The organism is Roseburia sp. 1XD42-69 (genome assembly GCF_003612565.1).
Taxonomy (GTDB): Bacteria; Bacillota; Clostridia; order Lachnospirales; family Lachnospiraceae; genus Roseburia_B.
The window spans coordinates 93441-114941 of the sequence record NZ_RAZG01000008.1 but is presented as its reverse complement, the minus strand read 5'-3'; the positions used below and the strand labels follow the sequence as shown (position 1 = coordinate 114941).

Annotated in this window: 26 protein-coding genes and 2 pseudogenes; 18 read left to right on the top strand and 10 right to left on the bottom strand. The window is 42.0% G+C overall.

Going from position 1 to position 21501, the window contains the following annotated elements; genetic code table 11:
* Window positions 1-332: pseudogene (locus D7Y06_RS06295) on the bottom strand (hypothetical protein); the annotation flags it as partial.
* A gap of 186 nt (window positions 333-518) precedes the next feature.
* Between D7Y06_RS06295 and D7Y06_RS26915 the strand changes: the two are divergent.
* Both D7Y06_RS26915 and D7Y06_RS26910 read left to right on the top strand, forming a co-directional pair.
* Window positions 519-707, top strand: a complete 189-nt coding sequence (locus D7Y06_RS26915) for a hypothetical protein (protein WP_243119130.1) — start codon at window positions 519-521, stop codon at window positions 705-707.
* 53 nt (window positions 708-760) lie between these two features.
* Window positions 761-1084 carry a hypothetical protein gene (locus D7Y06_RS26910; RefSeq protein ID WP_243119128.1) on the top strand — a complete coding sequence of 108 codons (324 nt, stop codon included), beginning with the start codon at window positions 761-763 and terminating at the stop codon, window positions 1082-1084.
* A gap of 18 nt (window positions 1085-1102) precedes the next feature.
* Here the strand turns inward: D7Y06_RS26910 and D7Y06_RS28530 are convergent.
* Both D7Y06_RS28530 and D7Y06_RS06280 read right to left on the bottom strand, forming a co-directional pair.
* Window positions 1103-1876: pseudogene (locus D7Y06_RS28530) on the bottom strand (AAA family ATPase); the annotation flags it as partial.
* 60 nt (window positions 1877-1936) lie between these two features.
* Window positions 1937-2959 carry a LacI family DNA-binding transcriptional regulator gene (locus D7Y06_RS06280; protein ID WP_120406970.1) on the bottom strand — a complete coding sequence of 341 codons (1023 nt, stop codon included), beginning with the start codon at window positions 2957-2959 and terminating at the stop codon, window positions 1937-1939.
* Window positions 2960-3143: 184 nt separating this feature from the next.
* On the opposite strand from D7Y06_RS06280, the gene D7Y06_RS06275 reads away from it, so the two are divergent.
* The 4 genes from D7Y06_RS06275 to D7Y06_RS06260 are packed head-to-tail and all read left to right on the top strand — an operon-like array spanning window position 3144 to window position 7939.
* Window positions 3144-4430 carry an extracellular solute-binding protein gene (locus D7Y06_RS06275; RefSeq protein WP_120406969.1) on the top strand — a complete coding sequence of 429 codons (1287 nt, stop codon included), beginning with the start codon at window positions 3144-3146 and terminating at the stop codon, window positions 4428-4430.
* A 19-nt stretch (window positions 4431-4449) separates the two neighbouring features.
* Complete coding sequence (locus D7Y06_RS06270; RefSeq protein WP_120406968.1) at window positions 4450-5340, top strand: carbohydrate ABC transporter permease; 891 nt, start codon at window positions 4450-4452, stop codon at window positions 5338-5340.
* The gene (locus D7Y06_RS06265) at window positions 5337-6176 is read left to right on the top strand and encodes a sugar ABC transporter permease (protein ID WP_120406967.1); all 840 of its coding nucleotides are present in this window, start codon (window positions 5337-5339) and stop codon (window positions 6174-6176) included. Before D7Y06_RS06270 ends, D7Y06_RS06265 begins: the two co-directional genes overlap by 4 nt.
* A gap of 26 nt (window positions 6177-6202) precedes the next feature.
* On the top strand, window positions 6203-7939 hold the full coding sequence (locus D7Y06_RS06260) for a glycoside hydrolase family 13 protein (RefSeq protein ID WP_120406966.1): 1737 nt from the start codon (window positions 6203-6205) through the stop codon (window positions 7937-7939).
* A gap of 54 nt (window positions 7940-7993) precedes the next feature.
* Here D7Y06_RS06260 and D7Y06_RS26460 read toward each other — a convergent pair whose 3' ends face one another.
* The 7 genes from D7Y06_RS26460 to D7Y06_RS06230 all read right to left on the bottom strand — a co-directional run bounded on the left by D7Y06_RS26460 (window position 7994) and on the right by D7Y06_RS06230 (window position 13301).
* Window positions 7994-8158, bottom strand: a complete 165-nt coding sequence (locus D7Y06_RS26460; RefSeq protein WP_199714644.1) for a hypothetical protein — start codon at window positions 8156-8158, stop codon at window positions 7994-7996.
* Between the two features lie 64 nt (window positions 8159-8222).
* Window positions 8223-8966, bottom strand: a complete 744-nt coding sequence (locus tag D7Y06_RS06255) for an SDR family NAD(P)-dependent oxidoreductase (protein ID WP_120406965.1) — start codon at window positions 8964-8966, stop codon at window positions 8223-8225.
* 89 nt (window positions 8967-9055) lie between these two features.
* Window positions 9056-9925 (bottom strand): DUF4097 family beta strand repeat-containing protein, encoded by an 870-nt coding sequence (locus D7Y06_RS06250; protein ID WP_120406964.1) that lies wholly within the window; start codon window positions 9923-9925, stop codon window positions 9056-9058.
* 11 nt (window positions 9926-9936) lie between these two features.
* Window positions 9937-10641: an ABC transporter permease gene (locus tag D7Y06_RS06245; RefSeq protein ID WP_120406963.1), complete on the bottom strand. Its 705-nt coding sequence runs from the start codon at window positions 10639-10641 to the stop codon at window positions 9937-9939.
* On the bottom strand, window positions 10635-11555 hold the full coding sequence (locus tag D7Y06_RS06240) for an ABC transporter ATP-binding protein (RefSeq protein ID WP_120406962.1): 921 nt from the start codon (window positions 11553-11555) through the stop codon (window positions 10635-10637). Before D7Y06_RS06240 ends, D7Y06_RS06245 begins: the two co-directional genes overlap by 7 nt.
* Before the next feature lie 119 nt (window positions 11556-11674).
* Entirely contained in the window at window positions 11675-12607 is a 933-nt protein-coding gene (locus D7Y06_RS06235; protein ID WP_120406961.1) for a sensor histidine kinase, read from the bottom strand.
* 1 nt (window position 12608) lies between these two features.
* Window positions 12609-13301: a response regulator transcription factor gene (locus tag D7Y06_RS06230; protein WP_120406960.1), complete on the bottom strand. Its 693-nt coding sequence runs from the start codon at window positions 13299-13301 to the stop codon at window positions 12609-12611.
* Window positions 13302-13514: 213 nt separating this feature from the next.
* On the opposite strand from D7Y06_RS06230, the gene D7Y06_RS06225 reads away from it, so the two are divergent.
* The 12 genes from D7Y06_RS06225 (at window position 13515) to atpE (ending at window position 21481) form a co-directional block, all read left to right on the top strand.
* Window positions 13515-13883 (top strand): nuclear transport factor 2 family protein, encoded by a 369-nt coding sequence (locus D7Y06_RS06225; RefSeq protein WP_120406959.1) that lies wholly within the window; start codon window positions 13515-13517, stop codon window positions 13881-13883.
* On the top strand, window positions 13883-15199 hold the full coding sequence (locus tag D7Y06_RS06220; RefSeq protein ID WP_120406958.1) for an esterase/lipase family protein: 1317 nt from the start codon (window positions 13883-13885) through the stop codon (window positions 15197-15199). The genes D7Y06_RS06225 and D7Y06_RS06220 overlap by 1 nt, the downstream gene beginning before the upstream one ends.
* 117 nt (window positions 15200-15316) lie before the next feature.
* Window positions 15317-16261 carry a metallophosphoesterase gene (locus D7Y06_RS06215; RefSeq protein WP_158591272.1) on the top strand — a complete coding sequence of 315 codons (945 nt, stop codon included), beginning with the start codon at window positions 15317-15319 and terminating at the stop codon, window positions 16259-16261.
* A 51-nt stretch (window positions 16262-16312) separates the two neighbouring features.
* On the top strand, window positions 16313-16708 hold the full coding sequence (locus tag D7Y06_RS27895; protein WP_120406956.1) for a dTDP-glucose 4,6-dehydratase: 396 nt from the start codon (window positions 16313-16315) through the stop codon (window positions 16706-16708).
* Between the two features lie 115 nt (window positions 16709-16823).
* On the top strand, window positions 16824-17216 hold the full coding sequence (locus D7Y06_RS27890; protein WP_120406955.1) for an NAD(P)-dependent oxidoreductase: 393 nt from the start codon (window positions 16824-16826) through the stop codon (window positions 17214-17216).
* Between the two features lie 308 nt (window positions 17217-17524).
* Entirely contained in the window at window positions 17525-18574 is a 1050-nt protein-coding gene (locus D7Y06_RS06200) for an L-threonylcarbamoyladenylate synthase (RefSeq protein ID WP_120406979.1), read from the top strand.
* Between the two features lie 3 nt (window positions 18575-18577).
* Window positions 18578-19027, top strand: a complete 450-nt coding sequence (locus D7Y06_RS06195) for an arsenate reductase/protein-tyrosine-phosphatase family protein (RefSeq protein WP_120406954.1) — start codon at window positions 18578-18580, stop codon at window positions 19025-19027.
* Between the two features lie 63 nt (window positions 19028-19090).
* The gene (locus tag D7Y06_RS06190) at window positions 19091-19576 is read left to right on the top strand and encodes a deoxycytidylate deaminase (protein WP_120406953.1); all 486 of its coding nucleotides are present in this window, start codon (window positions 19091-19093) and stop codon (window positions 19574-19576) included.
* Window positions 19577-19766: 190 nt separating this feature from the next.
* Window positions 19767-20018 (top strand): AtpZ/AtpI family protein, encoded by a 252-nt coding sequence (locus D7Y06_RS06185; RefSeq protein ID WP_120406952.1) that lies wholly within the window; start codon window positions 19767-19769, stop codon window positions 20016-20018.
* Complete coding sequence (locus D7Y06_RS06180; RefSeq protein WP_120406951.1) at window positions 19999-20397, top strand: hypothetical protein; 399 nt, start codon at window positions 19999-20001, stop codon at window positions 20395-20397. Before D7Y06_RS06185 ends, D7Y06_RS06180 begins: the two co-directional genes overlap by 20 nt.
* Before the next feature lie 65 nt (window positions 20398-20462).
* A complete protein-coding gene (atpB, locus tag D7Y06_RS06175; protein WP_120406978.1) occupies window positions 20463-21176 on the top strand; it encodes a F0F1 ATP synthase subunit A in 714 nt (237 codons plus the stop codon).
* 47 nt (window positions 21177-21223) lie between these two features.
* Window positions 21224-21481: an ATP synthase F0 subunit C gene (gene atpE / locus D7Y06_RS06170; protein ID WP_120406950.1), complete on the top strand. Its 258-nt coding sequence runs from the start codon at window positions 21224-21226 to the stop codon at window positions 21479-21481.
* Window positions 21482-21501: the final 20 nt, after the last annotated feature.

Genomic DNA, 21501 nt, shown 5'->3' with positions numbered 1-21501 from the left:
GCTAAATACAGAAGTATTCTGATTAAAATATTTACCGTCCAACTCGATTGCGCTTCCAACAACAAAAGCAACCTATTGTTACCCACCATTATGCCCAAATCATTATAGAGATTATCTGTCAAAACATTGTCTATTGTTACAATATCTAGTGTGTCCTCTGTTGCGTCTGTATCCTCTGGGTGCAATGTTTTATACAGTTTCAGCAAATTCTTTTTATCTTGAAAAAGGTCTAAAAATACACTGTTTTTTGCGGTACGCTTTGCCTTAACTTCCTGCGTCTGTTTTGTATCGTCCGACACCTTACCACCTTGATTTCTAAAAATCTGTAACATAAGATACGATATATCCTGCTCCTGCCACACTTCAATTATACAAAATAAGGCTTGTCTTTACAATAAAATTCACATTAAATTTCTTCCCCCCCTACGCTTAGTCCTGTTCTGTTGCCTGTTCTGCTGTCGGCTCTCGTTCTGAAGCTCCCTTTCAAGGTTCTTTTTGTTGTAGCTGATAACTTCCGCATGGCATCTTTGATAAAGAGAAATTTTTGTCTGGGGGGCTATGTAATTATGGAAGCGGCTACCGGTGCGGAAGATGCAGAGAAAGAAACACAGCCGACTTATTCTGTTGGGGACATGGTAGAACTGAATGGACAGCAATATGAGGTTATGGCCATTGTGATGGATATAGCCACAATTACTGAGGGGTAAACAGCAGTATACAGGATTTTCTTTCGTTTTATCTTCCAGCAGATGCTTTCCGAATGATGTACCCGGACAATACCCTGCGAAAACTGTTCTTTGATGTGTCCGAGGAATGCCAACCGCAGGCGGAAACGATGCTAATTGACGAGGGCCTTTATTATGCGGTTAGTACGCTCTTTGTATCTTATATCCTAAGCGCTTTCGGTGTCCTTGTTGGAGTGCGGATGATGGTAGCCGGTGACTGGACAGCGACTTTCCATTTCACACTCCTGCCCCTTATAATCTGTACACCGATTTTGATTGTCTTTGCAGTCCTGATTCCGTATATCTGTTTTAAGAATTTGGAGAAGCAAAGTATTGTGGGGAGGCTACGGCTTGAATAACAGGGGATTTCAGCAATAGTAGTATTCTAGCAATTCTAAAACTTCTCTGTCAGAAAATCCAAAATATTCATGGTAGGATGCATCTTTTACTGTGTATACATTAAAATAATTAAAACCTGTAAAAATACTTTCCCTGGAAATTCTCAAACATCCGGTGAGCACTGCAAAATACAGGCTGCTGTTTGTTTTTAAAGCCTGGCCAAAAAGGTTTCGGACCAGATTTACCATATCATCATAGTATCCTGACTGATATGCCTTATCCAGAGGGACGTCATATTCGTCAATGAGAATAATGGCCTTTTGTCCATAGTGCCGGTACAAAAATCCTGACAACATAAATAAACTGTCCTCAAGGAGTTCGTCTGACATTGCAAATTCGCCTCTGTGATTTAATTCTAAAAGTTTTGCAAATTGCAGGCGTTCTGGTTCGGATAATATTTCACTGTTTTCAAGAAAGGAAAACCGGGAAGCTTCGTGACCTATGATGGAACGCAGTTTACCTTTTGCTTTGGCAAAGTTCTCTCCCTCAGCGTTTTTTTAACTAATAGAGATAACCGGAAACTTTCCCATATATTTTTCACAGAGATCTTTTTCTCCGGAAATTGCCAGTTCATGAAAAAGCATTTTATCACACCCGATTTCAAAATAGTATTTCAGCATACTCATATTCAGGTTTTTTCCAAAACGCCTGGGACGTGTGAAGAGATTTACATACGCCATATGCTCCAACAGGTCTTTTATCATTTTTGTTTTATCAATATAGTAAAATCCCTCTCTGCGGATTACAAACAGTCTAGTTTATTACATGGATAGAGCAACACGGCCGAATAAGGACTTTACACCTTAATCTTATTACACTCCCCCCACTTCCGTACTCTCCCCCTGCAAAAGCACCGGAAGGGTAGTATAGCTTTGCACCTGCAGGGAAGGATTTTCCAATTTGTGCAGCATTACCTGCCCTGCCTGAACCCCCATATCGTACATATTGATGTCAATAATTGTGGGTTTAGGCTCAATTACACCGGAGTAAGGATAGGTGTCAAATGTAAGGAAAGCAATATCTTTGGGGACAGATTTCCCCGTTTTTTCAATGCCTTTTGAAACCCCCAGGGCGATTTGGCTGTTTTCACAGACAATGGCCCTGGGGGGATTTTTTTTGGACAGCAGTGTTAAGGCAGCGGCGGCAGCCTCCCTCACAGAGGAATCCGTGTGTATCACGTGGGATTGGGGCACGCCGTAGCCGTATTTGCCCATAAGCCCTAAAAAACCCCGTTCTCTCTGGACTGAGATAAAGTCAGACTTTCTCCCTCCCACAAAGGCAGCATTTGTGTAATTGCAGGAAATCATGTGCTCTGCGGCAAATTCCCCGGCCAAGGCATGGTTTGTGTCAATCCAGCACAGCTGGCTGGAAAAATTGGGGTGTCCGATAATGATGTGGGGAAATTGGCGTTTTACAAGAAGATTGCCCACGGTTTCATTGACGGCGGAACCGTGTACCACAATACCATCAGCAGATTTCTGGGAAATAATTTTTTCCGCCGTCTCTCCGGGATAACTTTCCCTGGAAGAGTCGATTAATGTCAGGGAATAATTTTCTTTCCCAAGTTCGTTGTGTACACCGCACATGATATCAAACATGTGGGGATTTTTGTACGCCTCATTCCGGGTGATTGCAGTTAAAAAGGCAATATTTTTGGTGGACTGTCTGGCAAAGCTCACCGCCCTGGCATTTGGGGTGTAGTCCAGCTTCCGAATTGCCTCATGAACCCTCTCTGCCGTTGCCGGGGAAATGGTTGACCAGTTGTTTAAAACTTTAGATACAGTGGAGGGGGAAACCCCTGCAAGTCTTGCCACATCATTTATGGTAACTGCCATAAGAACCTCCTTGAAAAGTGACTGAATATAGAATTATAGTATAGCGCTTTCCTGACAAAGTCAAGTATATTTATGGGGATTTCATTGACTTTATAAGAAAAAAAGTGGAAAATAAGATTAGAAGTTGACGTTAAACTTGAAAAATATGGAAAGCGTTTTCCTATATTTGGAATGGAGGAAAAGGATGAAGAGAGAGATTTGTAAAATTTTATGCGGATGTATGATTGCAGGATTAATGGCGGGCTGCGGGGAAGAGCCAAAGGAGAAGCAGACAGATTCTTCCGTGAAAAAAGAGGCCTCTGAGGTAAAGACAGCGGACAAAAAGGAAAGTGCAGGGGAAACCAATATTAAAATCTGGCACGACGGGGATGAGTCCATTATGGATACCATGGAAAAAGACGTGAATGAGATGTTGGAAGAAGAGGGCATTAGGGTTTCTTTTGAAAAGAAAGCCGCCCTGACAGACCAGCTGAAACTTTACGGAACGGATGAGGTAAATGGCCCGGATATGTATTTTTATGCCCACGATTCCCTGGGGATGCTGGCTGAGATGGGAATTTTGGCACCCCTGTCGGATATTTTAGATACGGCTTCCCTGAACGGGGACTTAAATGAGATGACGCTGGAGGCCGTCACATACAAGGATACCCAGTATATGGTTCCGGTTTATTTTGAGACACTGTTGTTTTTGTATAACAAAGGTTTATGGGAGGGGGATGTGCCGGATTCCACCGATGAACTCTACGCCTATATGGAAACCCATACAGATACGGAGGCAGGAACCTATGGGGTGCTCAACCAGCATTCCACAGCCTATAATGTGGCGCCTTTTATTAACGGGTTTGGGGGATGTATTATTGACAAAGAGGGAAATCCCGGACTTAATCTGCCGGAAACCATAGAGGCTGTGGCCTACAATCAGAAATTTGCAGCCCTTCAGGCGGACGGGGATTACAATACAGTGACTACATTGTTTAATGAGGGAAAAGCTTCGGCCATTATCGGAGGGCCCTGGCTCTTATCTGGAATTAAGGATGCAGGCATTGATTTGGGAATGAAGTCGCTCTCCGAATTTACCCTGCCAAACGGTAAGGCTTTGGCCCCTTATTCCGGCGTCCAGGGAGTGGGTGTTTTAAAACACAGTGCAGGGGCAAAAAAAGATGCGGTGGAAAAGGTGTTATCTGCCCTGGCTTCCGAAAAAGTGGGAGTGGATTTGGTGGTAAATAATAACTGTGCTTCAGCTAATGAAAAAGTTTACCATAACAGTGACGTTGCTGCCAATGAAATGGTCCTGACTATGAAAAAGACGGCGGATACGGCAGAGCCTATGCCAAATATTCCCCAGATGAGCGTTATGTGGGGGCCGGCGGAAGGATTTTTGGCGGCGGTGAATAAGTCAAATGAGGATGTATCACAGGCGGCAGAGGATTTCCAAAAAGAGGCAGTTACCGCAATTTCTGATATTCAGTAAAAGAGCGAAGGAGCAAACCATGAAAAACAGGAAAAAGGCCACTCCATGGCTGTACTCATTGCCGGCATTTCTACTAATAGGGATTGTCATTGTGTTTCCAATTCTCTATACGGCATATATTTCTTTGACAAACATGAATCTGTACCATTGGAATGATTTTCATCTTATCGGCCTGGAAAATTATAAGCGGGCGCTTTTAAAGGCGGATTCGGGATTTCTCTCCGCCATTGGCACAACCCTTTTGTGGACAGCTGTAAATATGGGCGTGCAGCTTTTTTTAGCCTATTTTATTGCCCTTGGATTAAATGCGGAGGGGCTAAAGTTAAAGCGTGTGTATAAAACACTTCTTATGTTTCCCTGGGCTATGCCCGCATATGTTTCCATTCTTTTGTGGAAGGTTTGTATGTTTAACTCAGAATTTGGTCTTTTAAACAAAGTGGTAACAGCCCTTGGAGGCACAAAACTGAATTATCTGTCTGAGAACGTACCTGCATTTCTGGCATGTACGGTTTTAAATCTCTGGATGGCCCTGCCTTTTATGATTATGATGATTGACGGCGCATTGCAGAGCATAGATGCCAGTCTGTATGAAAGCGCTATGATGGAGGGAGCCGGTTTCTGGCAGAAAAGTATTTTTATCACCCTGCCCTGCATCCGCCCCATCATTGCTCCTTCCGCAATTATGACTGCCTTTACCACTTTTAAGCAGTTTGATATTATCTATCTTTTGACAAAACAGAAAGGCTCCTTAACCGGGGCCTCCATACAGACAATTATCACATATGCCCACGAAAATGCATTTGTTTCCAATAATTACGGACTGTCCTCGGCGGTTTCTATTCTAATATTTGGAATTATTATCCTGTTTTCTGTGTTTACAAACCGAGGGCTAAAGGAGGAAAATTCATGAGAAAACGAAAAATCAGGCAGGCACTTTCGCTTATTAGCTTAAATACAGTTTTTTTAGCTCTCTGTTTTATCACCCTGGTTCCGGTGCTGTATGCTTTTTTGCTCTCTGTCAGTGATGGCAGCAGTGCATTTGCAGGAGGGGGCGGCCCCAGGAGTTTTACTTTGGAAAATTACAGGAGAATTATAACGGAAGAGCCCTTTTTGCTGTGGCTTAAAAATTCAGTGGTATTAAGCCTGGGTACTATGGTACTTGCCATGGGGTTTGCCACCACGGCTTCCTACGCTTTTTCCAGATACCGTTTTAAGGGAAGGATGAAGATTTTGTTTCTCCTGGTGCTGTTAAATGCCTTCCCCCAGATTTTGTCCATGTTTGCAATTTTCCGTCTCTTTAAGACTTTTGGGCTTTTAGATTCCAATGCAGGGCTGATGATTGTGTATGCGGGGTCTATGTGCATTTTCAGTATCTGGAATTTAAAGGGGTACTTTGACACAATTCCGATGGAAATAGAAGAGGCTTCTAAAATTGACGGGGCCTCGGATTTTACAATGCTGGTGAAAATTGTCCTGCCTCTTGCCCGGCCTGCGATTATCGTGACGGGGGTGATGGTGCTGATTTTTGTGTGGAACGAATATCTTTTTGCCACTACTTTCCTTTTAAACGGAGACAAATATACGCTTGCCGGGGGGCTTTACCAGCTTCAGGCCAATGATTACAGCAGAAGCTGGTCATTGTTTACGGCGGCGGCAGTGCTTGTAAGCATTCCTATTTTGATTATTTTCTTTTGTATTCAAAAGTATATGGTTTCCGGCTTGACGGCCGGTGGCGTGAAAGGCTGATTTTTTGAGAGAATGGAGATGAAACAATGCAGTTAGAAGGAGTTTTGCATATACCCTTGTCCTGTTATGCCTATGCCCTGGGGGAGCATACCCTGGTGATACGCTTAAGGGCCGGGAAAAATCAGATAAAGGAGAGCCGTTTGTTTTACGGTGACAGAGTCTGCGTAAATGACCCGGTGGATGTGACAGAAGTGGAGATGGAGCGCATTGCGGAGGATGGCTTGTTTGAATATTATGAGGCTAAAATCAGGGACAGCTATACCAGAGTGTGCTATTATTTTTCCCTGGATGACGGAAACAACAGAATTTATTATGGGGAATACGGATTTTCTGGGGAGATTCCGACAAACAGGACACATTTTTTTCAATTCCCCTATATCCGCAGGGAGGATATCCCGGCCATTCCCCCCTGGGCCAAGGAAATGGTGATGTACCACATTTTTCCGGACAGTTTTGCAAGCGGAAAGCGTTTTTTAAGGGATGAAAAAAAATGTATTACAGAAAATGGAAAGGTATATAAAAGCACCCATGGGGGGACCCTTCGGGGAATTATTGAAAATGTGGACTATCTAAAGGATCTGGGTGTCAACTGTGTGTATTTAAACCCTGTGTTTGCCGCAGAGTCCTGCCACAAGTATGATACCATAAATTATTTTGAGGTTGACCCCTGTTTTGGGACGAAAGAGGAGCTTCGAGAGCTTTCCGGTGAACTTCACAAAAATGGGATACGTCTGATATTAGATGGGGTTTTTAACCACTGCGGCGCCCAGTTTGACGGTTTTGTGGACGTGCGGGAAAAGGAAGAAAAATCAGGGTATAAAAACTGGTTTTATGAGATGCCTTTTCCTGTTTCCTATGAGACGCCTCCCAATTATGAGGCATTTGCCTATGTAAAAGAGATGCCCAAGTTAAATACAGGGGCTTTGGAGGTGGCAGACTATTTTGCAAAGGTGGGTGTATTTTGGATTCAGTATGCGGATATTGACGGCTGGCGTCTGGATGTGGCAAATGAGATTAACCACGAATTTTGGCGGAAGTTCCGCAGAGAGGTAAGGAAGGTAAAAGAAGATGCGCTCCTGATTGGGGAAATCTGGGAGAATGCGCAAATTTGGCTTTTAGGCGACCAGTTCGATTCCACCATGAATTACACTTTTATGTCCCTCTGCCAGGAATTTTTCGGAGAGAAGAGGATTTCCGTGGAGGAGTTTGACAGAAAAGTAAATGCCATGCTTCTCCGCTATCCCTACCCTGTGTCCCTGGCTCAGATGAATTTTTTGGACACCCATGATGTGCCAAGGTTTTTCTCCTGCTGTAACAAAGATAAGGCTTCCTTTCAGGCTGCGGTGTTTTTCTTAATGACCTGTCCCGGGGCGCCTTCGGTTTTTTATGGAGATGAGGCCCTGATTCCGGGAAAAGAGGAGGAGGAATACCGGGCTCCCATGCCCTGGGGAGAAAGGGTGCCTTCCATGGAAGAATATTTTAAGAAGTGTATTAAAATGCGGAGAAGCCTTCCGGCCCTTACCCGGGGAAATTTTCGAAGCGTCATTGTGGACAATGAAAAAATGGTTTACGGTTTTACCAGGAAATGCCCAGAGCAGGAAGTGCTGGTTCTGCTTCAATTATCCCAAGAAAAGCAAAAGGTTGTTTTGCCAGAACGTTTTAAGGACAGGCTTTGTGACTGGGAGAAAGGGGAGAAGGTGACAGGGAGGGAAGTGGAACTTTCGGCTATGGAAGGGAAGGTTTTTGTATTGGTAAATCCATAGAAGATAAAAAAGGTGTAAAATCCGATATAGGGTTTTACACCTTTTAAGAGCCCTTTATTCACTAATTAAAGGCGGTTTCTGATATAATTTTCGATTAATCTGTTTTCGTTCAAGTTCAATTTGTTTTAATGCTTTTTCATCATCTGTTACGGCCTCAATTCGTTCCAGGATAGAGAGTTGGTCAAATAAATAGTTATTAATTTCTTTTTCAGTTGGCATATGATCACCTGCTTTCCTATAGGCACATGAATGGTTCTATTCATATTGTACCATAAAATTGGAATTAAATCCAGGTAGCCCCGTCCACAGACAGGATTTCCCCTGAAACATAACTTGATAAATCACTGGCCAGATACAAAAATGCGTCGGCCACTTCCTCAGGCTCCCCCGGCCTTCCCATAGGAATCTGCATGGAAATTCTCTTTACCACTTCATCGGGAAGAGCGGCAACCATATCTGTTTTAGTCACTCCCGGTGCAACGGCATTTACTCTGATGTGGTCTTTTCCTAATTCTCTTGCAAGGGAGATGGTTAATCCGTTTACTGCAAATTTGCTGGTGGGATAGCCCACGCCGCTGGACTGGCCGGTTAAGCTCACCATGGAACTGGTGTTTATAATACAGCCGCCCCCCTGCTCTTTCATGATTTTTACTGTGGGAAGAATGGTGTAAAACAGAGCATTTACATTTAAATTTATAATATTGTTAAATTCTTCCGGGGTATAGTCACATAAAGGCGTGCTCTGGGAAATTCCTGCATTGTTTACAAGAATGTCGATTTTACCGTATTTATCTTTTATCTGTTTAATAGCAGCCTCAACTTCTTTTGGGTTTGTCAGGGCAGGATACATCCCTTCCACTTCCCAGCCTGCATTTTCTGCTTTTAAGCTGTCAAGGGCTTTGTCTACGGTTTCTTTTCTGGAGCCAAAGAGAATCACTTTTGCGCCGTTTTCCAGATATTTTTTTACGATACAGTATCCGATTCCTCTTGTGCCTCCTGTTACCACTGCTACTTTTCCTTTTAACATAAGCGAAAACCTCCTTTTCTATTTCTATATTGTACCAATAATGTGAAAAATTAGCCAGTTATTTTTCATTGACAGAGCCCTTTAGATTTTTATTTCACCACCACAGTCCCGCTGTCGCTTATGACAGACAGGGAAGTTTCCCCACTGCCAACGATTCCCTGCTTTTTTTGTTCCGTATCGGAAGCCGGGTTGAGATTTTCCAGTTTTAAGGTGATGTCTCCCGAACCGCTGGAAACGTCATAGGTCAGGCTTTCCGGGGTGTTTTTATGGGACAGGGAGATATCTCCCGATCCTGTTTTTATGGACAGGCTGTTATAGCCGCTGATATTGTTGATTCCCACTTCCCCGGACTCTGTTGAAAATGCAGCTTCCCTTGTTTCACTGTTTTTTAAAGTGACATAGGCGGATTTCGTGGACATGTGGGTTTTTGTGCAGGAACTGTCCGTTAATTTTATGTCTCCGGAATCGGAGAACATTTCTGCGCTAAGAGCTGTCAGGTTTGAAATCGTCAGGGCGCCGGAATCATTTTCTACATTAAAATCGGAGAGCTGAATATTCTGTACTGTCATATTTCCGGAGCCGTTATGAATATTCAGGGAAATATCCGTATTTTCCGGAAGGGAAAGGGTAAACTTTCCGGATTTCCCAAAAGAGAATTGGTCAGAAAGCCCTTTGGAGGAGCTGTCGTTTTGGCAAATGGTAAGCTCTGTTCCATCTAATGAAAGCTGAATGTCCTTTTCCTCTTTTATTTTGTCGCTGCTTATATGAACTTCGCCGTCATCTGAGGCGGAAATGTCAAAATCCCAGGAATCACTGTCCACGGTGATTTTGGAGATGTTTTTATAGGCAAAGTCTTCGCTGGGGGTAGTTTTTTGTTCTGATGTACAACCTGCCAGGAAGAGAGCTGCGGCAAAAATTCCTGCAGATAATAAATTTTTATTTATTTTGTTAAATTTCATACGATACCTCCTTATAATAAGTCCTTGCGTTCCGCATTATAAATGGACAAAAAGGCAAACAGGAAGGATAATGCGGTTAAAACGACGGGGAAAAGGGCATTGCCTGCCATAGAGAAATCCCCCACATTTGCCTGGGTGAGGAAGATGAGCAAAAATGAAGTGACAATAGTGGTTTTTGAAGATTTTTTTATCATCCCTATAAATAATGCAATGAAGCTCATGCTTACGATTACCCCTGACTTTAATATTAACTGGAGATAAAAGGACAGGTCTCCAATATTAAAATCAATGAAAAAAGAAGAGGGCATACACTTTGAACCTGCAAATATGCAAAGATAGACTGCCAGTTTGGTGAGTACTAACGCTGCAAAATTAAAAAGCCACACGGCAAGCATCTGGGAAGCCAATATTTTCTGCCGTTTGATAGGGTAGGAAAACATCAGGTTCATGGTCTTATTTTTGTATGCGCTGACAATAAATGAGGATAACATTACGCTGGTAAAAATAAGAAATGACATGCTGGTAAATAGTTCTATGGGGGCGGAAATTGCATTCATTCCCTCTGCGGCGTCTAAAGTGCCGTCGGGGTCGTTTGCGATTCCAAGAAATGCCAGGGCAAAGATGAACAGGCACAGGCAGCCAGCCAGAATCAGGGCATTTCGTATGTATTTTCCAATGTTATTTTTCTTCCATTCTAATTTTATCAGTTTTAACATGATTCTCCCTCCTGTGTCAGTTTTAAGAAGTAATCCTCCAGGCTTTCCTGTTTTTTCCCGATGGACTGGATAGTTATCTTATATGAAGTAAATGCTTTTGAGATATCATTGGGGTTTACGTTCTTGTCATAAATGCGGATATGGTGTTCATCAAATATTTTAAAATTTGTCAGTTCCAGTTTGTCGGAGAGGACATAGGCCGCTCTCTTTGCGTTTTCCACTGCGGCTTCTACGTAAGCTGTATTCATTTCCGAAATTTTCTCCATGGAAATTTCTTTCATCATTTGTCCTTTGTGGATAATCCCTATGGTGTCTGCAATGCTTTCCACTTCTGAGAGAATATGGCTGGATATGAAAATGGTAATGCCGTATTCCTGGCAGAGCATCCGAAACAAATCCCGGAGTTGTTTCATTCCGGCGGGGTCAAGGCCGTTGGTGGGCTCGTCTAAAATTAAAAGCTCCGGCATACAGAGGATGGCCCGGGCAATTCCCAGGCGCTGCCGCATCCCCAGGGAGTAGCTTTTTGCCGGTTTTTCGGCGTCATTCCACAAACCCAGCAGCTCTAAGGATTTTTTCGGGCTGTCCGGGGTGTGGTATCCCATGTATTCGCAGTGGAGTTTTAAATTGTCCAATCCGCTGAGATGGTCGTAAAAACAGGGAAATTCGATAATGCTTCCCATTCGCTTTAACACCTCATAGGAGGTGGGGGTAAGGGTTTCCCCGAAGAGTTCCACCCTGCCCTGGGTTGGTTTCCAGAGATTTGTAATCATTTTCATAACAGTGGTCTTTCCGGCTCCGTTTGGCCCTAAAAATCCGTAGATTTCTCCTTTTTTTACATGGAGATTTACGTTTTTCACCAAATCTTTGCCGTCAATGGTTTTTGTCAATTGGTTTGTCTGTAATATATTTGGCATATGGTTACCTCCTTTTCTTAAAAACCATTGTAGAGACTTTGTTTTTCAAAACTCTTGCCCAATTCTTACAAATTTCTTTCGCAGGTTTACAGGGAATACTTTTTATGAAAACACTCTCTTCAGAATTTCTTTAATCTAAGGGTAAAAATTGTTTTCACCCAGGGTTCGCTGGTTAAAAGCAAATCGCCTCCCAGCTTTAGCGCCAGGTTTTTTGCAATGGTGAGTCCCAGACCATTTCCCTGTATGTCCCGGTTTCTGGAGTCTTCCATCGTATAGAGACGGTCAAAAACATTTGAGGCAAATTCGTTGGGGATGCCTTTTCCTTTGTCCATTACGTCAATAGATACACTGTTTTCATCCTGGCGCAGGGCAATTCCCAGATATTTTCCGTCTATTCCATAGCGTATCACATTGGACAGGAGATTTTGAAGGATGCGGGAAATGGAATCCTTTTCTCCCTGTACAAAAATAGCCGTTTCCGGTATGGAAATGTCAACGGTAAAGTCCTTTTGGAGGAGAATATCGTAAAACCCCAGTACAGTTTCTTTGCATGTTTCCGTAATATTAATTTTCGTAAGGATAATATTTGTATCGCCGGATTCCAGTTTTGCCAGAGTAAAAAACTGGTTGATCAGATTCATTACCTCTTTTGCCTTGGATTGCGCCTTTTTTAGCATTTCATCTTCCGGGCGGTTCAGTCCCATAATTTCCAGGTATCCAAGGATTACAGTTAAAGGCGTTTTGATATCGTGGGATATATTTGACAACATTTTTTTGGAGGAAATTTCTTCTCTTTTAAAGTCAGCCTTAACTTTCTGGTGCTTTAAAAGCAGAAGATTTATCTGCCCGTCTAAATCCTTTAGCACTTTATTTTCCGTAAATACCATTATTTTCTCATCGCTGTCTTTTTCCATGATTTCCCGGAGTTTTTCGGTGATTTTTATTAATTCTGACTGTATTCCCCTGGTAAAGACAAAACGCTGGTATATGAGGATAAGAGTGAGGAATATGACAGTAAGTGCCAAAAAGAATATGAGGATTGTATTGTCCATTTTAGAAATCTCCCAATTTATAGCCGATTCCCCACACAGTAATCACGTATTTAGGGTTTCTGGGAGAATCTTCGATTTTATTTCTCAATCTGCTGATATGCACATTTACGGCGTTTTCATCCCCGAAATAGGCGTCCTTCCAGACAAGGGAATAGAGCTGCTCTTTTGTATACACTTTTTTGGGATTTTCCATAAGAAGCCTTAAGATTTCAAATTCCTTTGCCGTAAGTTCCAGGGATTTGCCGTCTTTTGTGACGGTGTAATTTTCTAAGTTCATAACAAGACTGCCTTTTTTCAGAGTTGTCCGGGGATTTTGGGGGGAGGGGGCATATTGGGTGTTTCTTCTGATATTTGCCTTAATCCGGGCAAGCACTTCTGTGACGGAAAAAGGTTTTGTGATATAGTCGTCGGCTCCTAAGCCAAGGCCAAAGGTTTTATCGGAATCCGTGTCTTTGGCGGAGAGAATAATGATGGGCACAGTATGGCTTTCCCTGATTTTGCCCATAACTTCTATGCCGTTCATTTTCGGTATCATTAAATCCAGAAGCACCAGGCTGAAATTGTCGGCAAAAAACTTTTCGCATGCGTTTTCCCCGTCGTATGCCGTGACAACTTCAAAGTTTTCTGTGGTGAGGAAGTTTTTTAGCATGGTGCTGATTTCTATGTCGTCTTCTATCAGTAAGATTTTGTCCATTTGAGTGTCCTTTCTGTGTAAATTTTTTACAAATGTCATTATAGTGTGTTGGAAAAGTTATTACAAGAAGATTTTTACTCAGAATTTTATTTCATGAACAAAAAAACTTCCGAGATTTATACTGACAAAATAGGGTTGTCTGTGCTAGAATTAAAGAAACTTAAGTATGCGGATAAAAAGAAACAGGAGATGAAAGAGAGTGTGTGGAAGTAGATGGATATAGATAAATTCTGGAAAGATGTTTTAGAACAAAAAGCGGATGCTATCAGGGAGTATTTTGACAGGAATGCATATATAAACTGGCATTGCACAAATGAGCATTTTACTGTGGATGAGTTTATTATTGCAAATTGTGAATATCCAGGCAGTTGGAATGGTGAAGTAGAAAGAGTTGAGAAAACAGGCGATTTATTTGTGACAGTTACTCATGTGTATTCTCTAAATAGGGAATTGTCATTTCATGTGACATCTTTCATAAAAGTTGTTGATGGTAAAATCACAGCAATAGACGAATACTGGGCGGATGATGGATCTGCACCTGAATGGAGATTGGATAAACATATTGGAAAGGAAATTAGTTAATGAGTTATATTCTTTTTTCACTGATTTATTTTGTTGTATCCAATTTTCTTGTTTTCCAAAAATGTTCGGGCCTGTTTTTGATATTTCTCCCATTCTATATTGCGGGGAATTTCTGCCCGGTATTTTCCCTGCCCTGCACAAAGCGTCTGAAAAATTGTGCCAAAGGCAATGCCCTGCTTATAGAATTTCTCGGTTCCGCCGCATTGTCCATTGCACTGTTTATCCTGAGTTTTACAACCCTTTTGCCCCTGGACAACATATTTAAGGATCCGAAACTTTGGATTATCAATACACTGATTGCCATTGTCCTTGAAGCTGTTGTTTTCTGGAATGGCATGCTCCGCATATTTTTTTCGTCGGAGCAGCTTGGAATCAAGATGCGGGTAATTGCGGTTATCTGTGGTATGATACCCATTGTGCATCTGGTTGTCCTTGGCCGGATGATTCAAATTGTATCAGATGAGATTGTAATGGAAAACCGGAAAATAGTGTTGGGCAAGCAGCGCTGGGAACAGCAGATTTGCGCCACAAAATATCCTGTTCTCATGGTTCATGGCGTATTTTTCCGGGATTTCAGGTATTTTAATTACTGGGGACGTATTCCAAAGGCGCTTGAAGCAAACGGCGCCCGTATATTCTATGGGAACCATCAGTCGGCGGCATCCGTTGAAGACAGTGTCCTTGAGCTTGCGGCAAGAATCAGGGAAATCATAGAGGAGACAGGCTGTGAAAAGGTTAATATCATTGCACATTCCAAGGGAGGTCTTGACTGCCGTCATGCACTGAGTCTGCCGGGTATGAAAGAGCATGTGGCAACCCTCACTACCATAAACACACCCCACAGGGGATGCGAATTTGCCGATTACCTGCTCACGAAAATCCCCCGGGCAGAGCAGGAAGCTGTGGCAAAAACATATAATGCCGTACTAAAAAAATTGGGTGATCCTAATCCGGATTTTCTCGCAGCAGTAAATAATTTAACTGCGTCTTTTTGCAGTGAATTTAATAATAAGTTTCCGGATGTGCCTGGTATCATGTATCAGAGCATCGGGTCAAAACTCAACAAATCTGTCGGCGGGCGATTTCCCTTAAACTTTACCTATCATCTCGCCAAATACTTCGATGGGGTAAATGACGGGCTTGTGGGGGAAGCCTCCTTCCCATGGGGCAGTTCCTACAAAATGCTCACCGTAAAGGGGAAGCGGGGTATTTCCCATGGGGATATGATTGACTTAAACCGTGAAAATATTTCTGAATTTGATGTGCGGGAATTTTATGTACAGCTGGTGGCGGACTTAAAACAGTGGGGATATTAATATTTATACTAATTTTTCAGAAGCAAACCGAAAAAATTTATTTGCAGATTATATTTAAGGTTTCCTGACATGATATAATGGAACAGAATAGAAATGAAGGGAAGTATAATTGCAGATATGAAAAAAGCAGTAAAGCTATTTTTTGCAGAAATGAGTTTGATTGCAGTAATTTTTTGCACTGCAGGATGCGGCTGGGGAAAAAACAGGACTTATACTTTTGTCTGGATGACAGATACGCAGTACTACTGTGAGAGCGCTCCGGATATATATATGACTATGACAAGATGGATTTCGGAGCACATTGAGGACAGGAATATAAACTTTGTATTCCATACCGGGGATGTGGTGAACCAGACGGGGGATGCCTTACAATGGCAGCGGGCAGATGAGGCGATGACGTATCTGGACAGGACGGTTCCCTATAGTATTCTTGCGGGCAATCATGACCTGACGAATTCAGGGAATCCATATGAGAATTTTTTAACGTATTTTGGAAAGAACCGCATGGATGCAAAGGGTATAAAAGGTAATACTGTCTGGTATTACCATGACGGGGAGGCAAGTGCGCAGATTATAGATGCCGGCAGGCAGGATTACCTTGTCCTGGCTTTAGGGGTTTGGCCGGATACGGATATGATAACCTGGGCGGATACGATATTGAAGGAACATACGGAAATACCAGCCATCCTGACAACCCACGACTATATGAGTGTGGATGGAATGCGCAGCGATACGGGAGATAAACTGTTTGAAGAAATTGTCAGGAAAAATCCTAATGTCCATCTTGTTTTATGCGGACATAATCATGATGCACAGTGTCGTCAGGATGATTTAGATGATAATAATGACGGAATAAAAGACCGAACAGTATATCAGCTCATGGCGGATTATCAGGCAACGGCCAGCGGCGGCAATGGTTTTATGCGACTGCTGACTATTGACGAACGTAATAAGAAGCTTACGGTAACCACCTATTCTCCTTTTCTGAACCAGTATAATTGTTATAGCGCAAAATATCCGGGAAAAGACCATTTTGATATTGATATCAGCGATTGGTTTTAGGGAATGAGGCATCAGGGAGGTTGAGAGAATGACCCATATAAGGAGAATTTGATGAAAAAGGTATTAGTTACTGGTGGAACAACCTTTGTCAGCAAATATGCATCAAAATATTTTGTTGAGCATGAATATGAAGTTTATGTACTTAACAGAAATACAAAGCCTCAAATTGAAGGAGTTATATTAATTGAGGGTGATCGACATCATTTAGGTGATAAACTCAAAAAGATGTATTTTGATATTGTGCTTGACATAACTGCTTATGATGCTGAGGATGTTATTGATTTATATAATGCACTTGGATCGTTTGAACAATACATTTTGATTAGCTCAAGTGCCGTGTATCCAGAATATGGAGTGCAGCCTTTTCTTGAAGAGGCAGAACTTGCTGCCAATAAATTTTGGGGGAAATACGGTACAGACAAGATTAATGCAGAAAAAAATTATTAGAAAGAGTTCCGGATGCATATATTTTAAGGCCACCTTATTTGTATGGCCCTATGAATAATATATATAGAGAGAAGCATTTGTATTTGATTGTGCAAAAGCAGATAGGAAGTTCTATTTGCCAAAAGACGGCGGGATGAAAATGCAATTTTTTTATGTGGGAGATTTATGCAAATTAATCGAAGAGATTATTAAGACCAGTCCATCCGCTCATATTATGAATGTAGGAAATGTTTATACAATATCGATAAAGGACTGGGTTACTAAATGCTATTCATGCCTGGGTAAGATTCCGGTATTTGAATATGTTTATGAGGATATAGAGCAGAGAAATTATTTTAGTTTTTATAATTATGAATACTATTTAGATGTCCAGCGTCAACAAAATGTATATTCAGAGACAATTTCCTTAGAGGAAGGATTAAAGGAATCTTCAAAATGGTATTTTGCAAATGAAAATGATGTGAAAAAGAAGCCATATATTGATTATATTAATAAATATATAATGTGATATGAATTAGAGAGGAAAACCAGTAAACATGGGAACGGGGATAAATATAGCTATATGCGACGATGAGGAATCCTTTCGGGAGAGCATGAAAGTAATGTGCAGGAGTTGTTTTGCTTGTATTTAACGTATATGGAAAGGATTACTATCTGAATCAAAGCCAGGTAAGGGGAGAACAAATGAGGCCCTTAAGCACCTTAAGGTGATTTTGCACTGAAATGCAGAAACTTTTCATTTTCAAAATTTTTTGCATTTTACAGCAATCACAATGCATCTTTTCATTATCTTCAAAACATGATATAATAATTCACATGATAACGAAAGTTTATAAAATAAACAGAGATAATATAGATACAGACAAACTGAAAGAGGCCGCAGCTATCCTTCAAACAGGCGGCCTTGTGGCATTTCCCACTGAGACGGTGTACGGCCTTGGGGCGGACGCCATGAACCCGGATGCCTCCAGGAAAATATACGCTGCCAAAGGAAGGCCAAGCGATAATCCCCTTATTGTGCATATCAGCAAATGGGAAGATTTAGAAAAAATTGCCAGAGATATTTCCGGCAAGGCAAAAAAATTAGCCGATGCATTTTGGCCGGGGCCCTTGACTATGATATTAAATAAGAAAGATCAGGTTCCAAAAGAGACTACAGGGGGGCTTAATACAGTGGCAGTGCGCATGCCAAAGGATGAGATTGCCCTTAGGCTGATTGAAGAGAGCGGCTGCCTTATCGCAGCTCCAAGCGCCAATACATCAGGCAGGCCAAGCCCTACTTTGGCGGAGCATGTACTTAAGGACTTAAATGGCAGGATTCCCCTGATATTGGATGGGGGAGAAGTGGGAATTGGCATTGAGTCCACTATCATTGACCTTACGGAAGAGATTCCTGTGATTTTGCGGCCGGGAAGAATTACAAATGAAATGTTAAATAAGGTTATCGGGGAGGTAACGATTGATCCGGGGCTTATTTCGGAAGATTCCGGGGTGAAACCGAAAGCTCCGGGGATGAAATACCGCCATTATGCGCCGAAAGCAGGTCTGGTGCTGGTGGAGGGGGAAGAGGAAAATGTCATTGCAAAAATAAATGCTCTGACGGAAGAATTGCAAAAACATGAGAAAAAGGTAGGTATAATTGGAACGGATGAGACAGTTTCCCGGTATCTTGGAGATTATGTGATAAGTATCGGGGCGAGGAAAGACGAAGAAGGGATTGCCAGACATTTGTACCGAATTTTAAGGGATTTTGATGAACTGGGCGTTGAGATGATTTATTCGGAGAGCTTTTCTTCTCAAGGCATAGGGCAGGCAATTATGAACCGGCTCTTAAAGGCAGCAGGTCATCAGATACTTGAGGTATAGAATATGAAACTTTATGATAAGGTAATTTTTGTAGATGAAAACGGGACCTGCAGGGCTCCCATGGCAGCAGAGATTTTTAAGGATATGGCAGCAGGCAGCGGGATAGAGGCGTGCCCCAGGGGGCTGGTGGTGCTGTTCCCCGAACCTTTAAATCAGAAAGCGGAAGCAGTGATGGCCAGCAACGGGTTTAGTGCACAGGAATATATGTCTGCACCTTTTGTTTTGGGGGATGTGGGAAAAAACACCCTCGTAGTTACCATGGAGTCGGCCCAGCGCCTGAAAATACTGGAAATGTTTGAGAGCATTGAGGAAAGGCAGGTGCGGGTCTTAACGGAGCTTGTGGGAGAGGAGCTGGAAATTGTAAATCCCTACGGGGGAGCGCTTCAGGTATATGGATTGTGTTATGAAACTTTGTATACTTCTGTAAAAAAGCTGGTGGATTTAATTACTTAGAGGATACCCTGGATTTTTTCGAGGTCTTTAAAGCAAAAGGGATAAAAAGCAGGAGGTTTTGGTATGAGCGATAAGAGACAAGATTATATTAGCTGGGATGAATATTTTATGGGGGTGGCAATGCTTTCTGCCATGCGTTCTAAAGACCCAAATACCCAGGTAGGGGCGTGTATTGTCAGCAGTGACAATAAAATTCTCTCCATGGGTTATAACGGATTTCCCTCCGGATGTTCCGATGACGCTTTTCCCTGGGCCAGGGAGGGGGAACCTTTGGACAACAAATATCTTTACACTACCCACAGTGAATTAAATGCCATCTTAAATTACAGGGGCGGCAGTTTGGAGGGGGCAAAGTTATATGTGTCTCTTTTCCCCTGCAATGAGTGTGCAAAGGCAATTATACAGGCGGGAATTAAAACGGTGGTATATGACTGTGACAAATATGAGCATACGCCTCCTGTGATTGCTTCAAAGAGGATGTTAGATGCGGCGGGAGTGCGCTACTACAAATATGAGCATACCAATAGAGATATTCAATTAAATGTATAACAAAATAAAAAGGGCAGACTTGCATAGCTAAGTCTGCTTTCTTTGTGCTTTTTTATTTAATAATTACCAAAATCTCTGGAAAATTGAGATTAATTAATAGACAATATAACAAAAAATGGTATAATAATAAAATAGAGTTTTCATTATAAAAGAGCCGGCATGTATTTTGACCGTCTTTTGGGAGGTATATATGAAATTTCAAAAAAATGTATACCAGTCTTTTGCCTTAGTCATGCAGTTTGGAATCAGCATGTTGGTCCCTATCGGATTATGCATGGGAATCGGATTGTACATTGGAGACAAGTTTGATATGGACTGGATTTTTATTCCTCTCTTTATCATGGGAGCTTTAGCAGGTTTTCGGAATATCTATATTATGGCAAAAAAGGTATTTGAACAGGAAAGTGACAGGGATACAAAACATGTTAAGAAGACTAAATAAAGTATTGCCGGAGCTTATATTGGGCATCATTTTATATGGAATAGTTTTACAACTCGCCGGTGTGTGGTTTGTGTCAGATAAGCTTCGCTATTCCAGTGGATTGTGGATTGGCATTGCCCTTGCATGTTTTATGGCTATTCATATGGCAGTGGTGATTCAGGATGCCGTAAGCATAGATTCCGGACAGGGAAAACTGATTGCCCAGAACATGATTCGCTATATTGCGGTGGTGGCAGTATTTTTCTGTATGATGTATTTTAAACTGGGAAACCTGTTTTCTGCGTTTTTAGGTGTTATGGGTTTGAAAGCGGCTGCATACGCACAGCCTTTCATTCATAAAATGATTTTCAAATTAAGAGGGAGGGAAGAGGATATATAAAAATGAGTTAGGATTGGAAACAAACAACTTAATAAGGAGGTGAAAATGTGAACAATGCAATTTTGATGTCCAGTTCATCGGATATTGACTTTATGATCCATGGGATATTTTCTTACGAAGTGTTTGGGCAGACCTGCTGGATTACTACAACCCATGTCTGTGCCCTTATTGTTATGGCTGTGTTGGTAATTTTTGCAGTGATAGCCAACCGTAAGATGAAAAATGCTACAGAGGTGCCGGACGGTTTCCAAAACGTGTTAGAGCTTATTGTGGAATCCTTAGATGGAGTGGTAGGGGGCGTTATGGGAAAAAATTCCCACAGATTCGTCAACTATATCAGTACAATCTTTATCTTTATTTTAATGAGCAATATTTCCGGTGTGTTTGGACTAAGGCCGCCCACCGCCGACTATGGCGTAACACTGGCAATGGGATTGATTACATTTGGCTTGATTCATGTAAACCAGTTCAGATACCACAGTTTAAAAACTATCTGGACGGATATGTGTTCTCCACTGCCGCCATGGCTGCCGATTTGGTTCCCCATTAACCTGATTAGTGAGATTGCAGTGCCGATTTCGCTGTCCCTGCGTTTGTTTGCAAACGTATTGTCAGGAACGGTTATGATGGCCCTTGTGTATGGGCTTCTCGGCTGGATTGCTACATTTTGGCCGGCGGTATTGCATGTGTATTTTGACTTGTTCTCCGGGGCAATTCAGACGTATGTATTCTGTATGTTGACTATGACATACATCAACCAGCAGCTTGAGACAGAGTAAGCTTAAGCGGGAAAAATCATGTATTTTTATGAAGGAGGAAATTCAATATGAATATTTCAGGAAATGATTTAATTTTAGCATGTTCAGCAATCGGTGCAGGTCTTGCGGTTATCGCAGGTATCGGACCTGGTATTGGACAGGGTATTGCAGCAGGTTATGCGGCAAATGCAGTAGGAAGAAACCCAGGAGCAAAATCTGACATTATGTCTACCATGTTATTGGGACAGGCGGTAGCAGAGACAACTGGTCTTTATGGTCTGTTGGTAGCTATGCTCTTACTTTTCGTAAAACCATTAGTAGGCTAATCGTAAACAATGGATTCATT

Coding starts and splice junctions, on each gene's coding strand:
- D7Y06_RS26915 (WP_243119130.1), top strand. CDS start 519: ATGGCATCTTTGATAAAGAGAAATTTTTGTCTGGGGGGCTATGTAATT.
- D7Y06_RS26910 (WP_243119128.1), top strand. CDS start 761: ATGATGTACCCGGACAATACCCTGCGAAAACTGTTCTTTGATGTGTCC.
- D7Y06_RS06280 (WP_120406970.1), bottom strand. CDS start 2,959: ATGGCAGTTACCATAAATGATGTGGCAAGACTTGCAGGGGTTTCCCCC.
- D7Y06_RS06275 (WP_120406969.1), top strand. CDS start 3,144: ATGAAGAGAGAGATTTGTAAAATTTTATGCGGATGTATGATTGCAGGA.
- D7Y06_RS06270 (WP_120406968.1), top strand. CDS start 4,450: ATGAAAAACAGGAAAAAGGCCACTCCATGGCTGTACTCATTGCCGGCA.
- D7Y06_RS06265 (WP_120406967.1), top strand. CDS start 5,337: ATGAGAAAACGAAAAATCAGGCAGGCACTTTCGCTTATTAGCTTAAAT.
- D7Y06_RS06260 (WP_120406966.1), top strand. CDS start 6,203: ATGCAGTTAGAAGGAGTTTTGCATATACCCTTGTCCTGTTATGCCTAT.
- D7Y06_RS26460 (WP_199714644.1), bottom strand. CDS start 8,158: ATGCCAACTGAAAAAGAAATTAATAACTATTTATTTGACCAACTCTCT.
- D7Y06_RS06255 (WP_120406965.1), bottom strand. CDS start 8,966: ATGTTAAAAGGAAAAGTAGCAGTGGTAACAGGAGGCACAAGAGGAATC.
- D7Y06_RS06250 (WP_120406964.1), bottom strand. CDS start 9,925: ATGAAATTTAACAAAATAAATAAAAATTTATTATCTGCAGGAATTTTT.
- D7Y06_RS06245 (WP_120406963.1), bottom strand. CDS start 10,641: ATGTTAAAACTGATAAAATTAGAATGGAAGAAAAATAACATTGGAAAA.
- D7Y06_RS06240 (WP_120406962.1), bottom strand. CDS start 11,555: ATGCCAAATATATTACAGACAAACCAATTGACAAAAACCATTGACGGC.
- D7Y06_RS06235 (WP_120406961.1), bottom strand. CDS start 12,607: ATGGACAATACAATCCTCATATTCTTTTTGGCACTTACTGTCATATTC.
- D7Y06_RS06230 (WP_120406960.1), bottom strand. CDS start 13,301: ATGGACAAAATCTTACTGATAGAAGACGACATAGAAATCAGCACCATG.
- D7Y06_RS06225 (WP_120406959.1), top strand. CDS start 13,515: ATGGATATAGATAAATTCTGGAAAGATGTTTTAGAACAAAAAGCGGAT.
- D7Y06_RS06220 (WP_120406958.1), top strand. CDS start 13,883: ATGAGTTATATTCTTTTTTCACTGATTTATTTTGTTGTATCCAATTTT.
- D7Y06_RS06215 (WP_158591272.1), top strand. CDS start 15,317: ATGAAAAAAGCAGTAAAGCTATTTTTTGCAGAAATGAGTTTGATTGCA.
- D7Y06_RS27895 (WP_120406956.1), top strand. CDS start 16,313: ATGAAAAAGGTATTAGTTACTGGTGGAACAACCTTTGTCAGCAAATAT.
- D7Y06_RS06200 (WP_120406979.1), top strand. CDS start 17,525: ATGATAACGAAAGTTTATAAAATAAACAGAGATAATATAGATACAGAC.
- D7Y06_RS06195 (WP_120406954.1), top strand. CDS start 18,578: ATGAAACTTTATGATAAGGTAATTTTTGTAGATGAAAACGGGACCTGC.
- D7Y06_RS06190 (WP_120406953.1), top strand. CDS start 19,091: ATGAGCGATAAGAGACAAGATTATATTAGCTGGGATGAATATTTTATG.
- D7Y06_RS06185 (WP_120406952.1), top strand. CDS start 19,767: ATGAAATTTCAAAAAAATGTATACCAGTCTTTTGCCTTAGTCATGCAG.
- D7Y06_RS06180 (WP_120406951.1), top strand. CDS start 19,999: ATGTTAAGAAGACTAAATAAAGTATTGCCGGAGCTTATATTGGGCATC.
- atpB (WP_120406978.1), top strand. CDS start 20,463: ATGTCCAGTTCATCGGATATTGACTTTATGATCCATGGGATATTTTCT.
- atpE (WP_120406950.1), top strand. CDS start 21,224: ATGAATATTTCAGGAAATGATTTAATTTTAGCATGTTCAGCAATCGGT.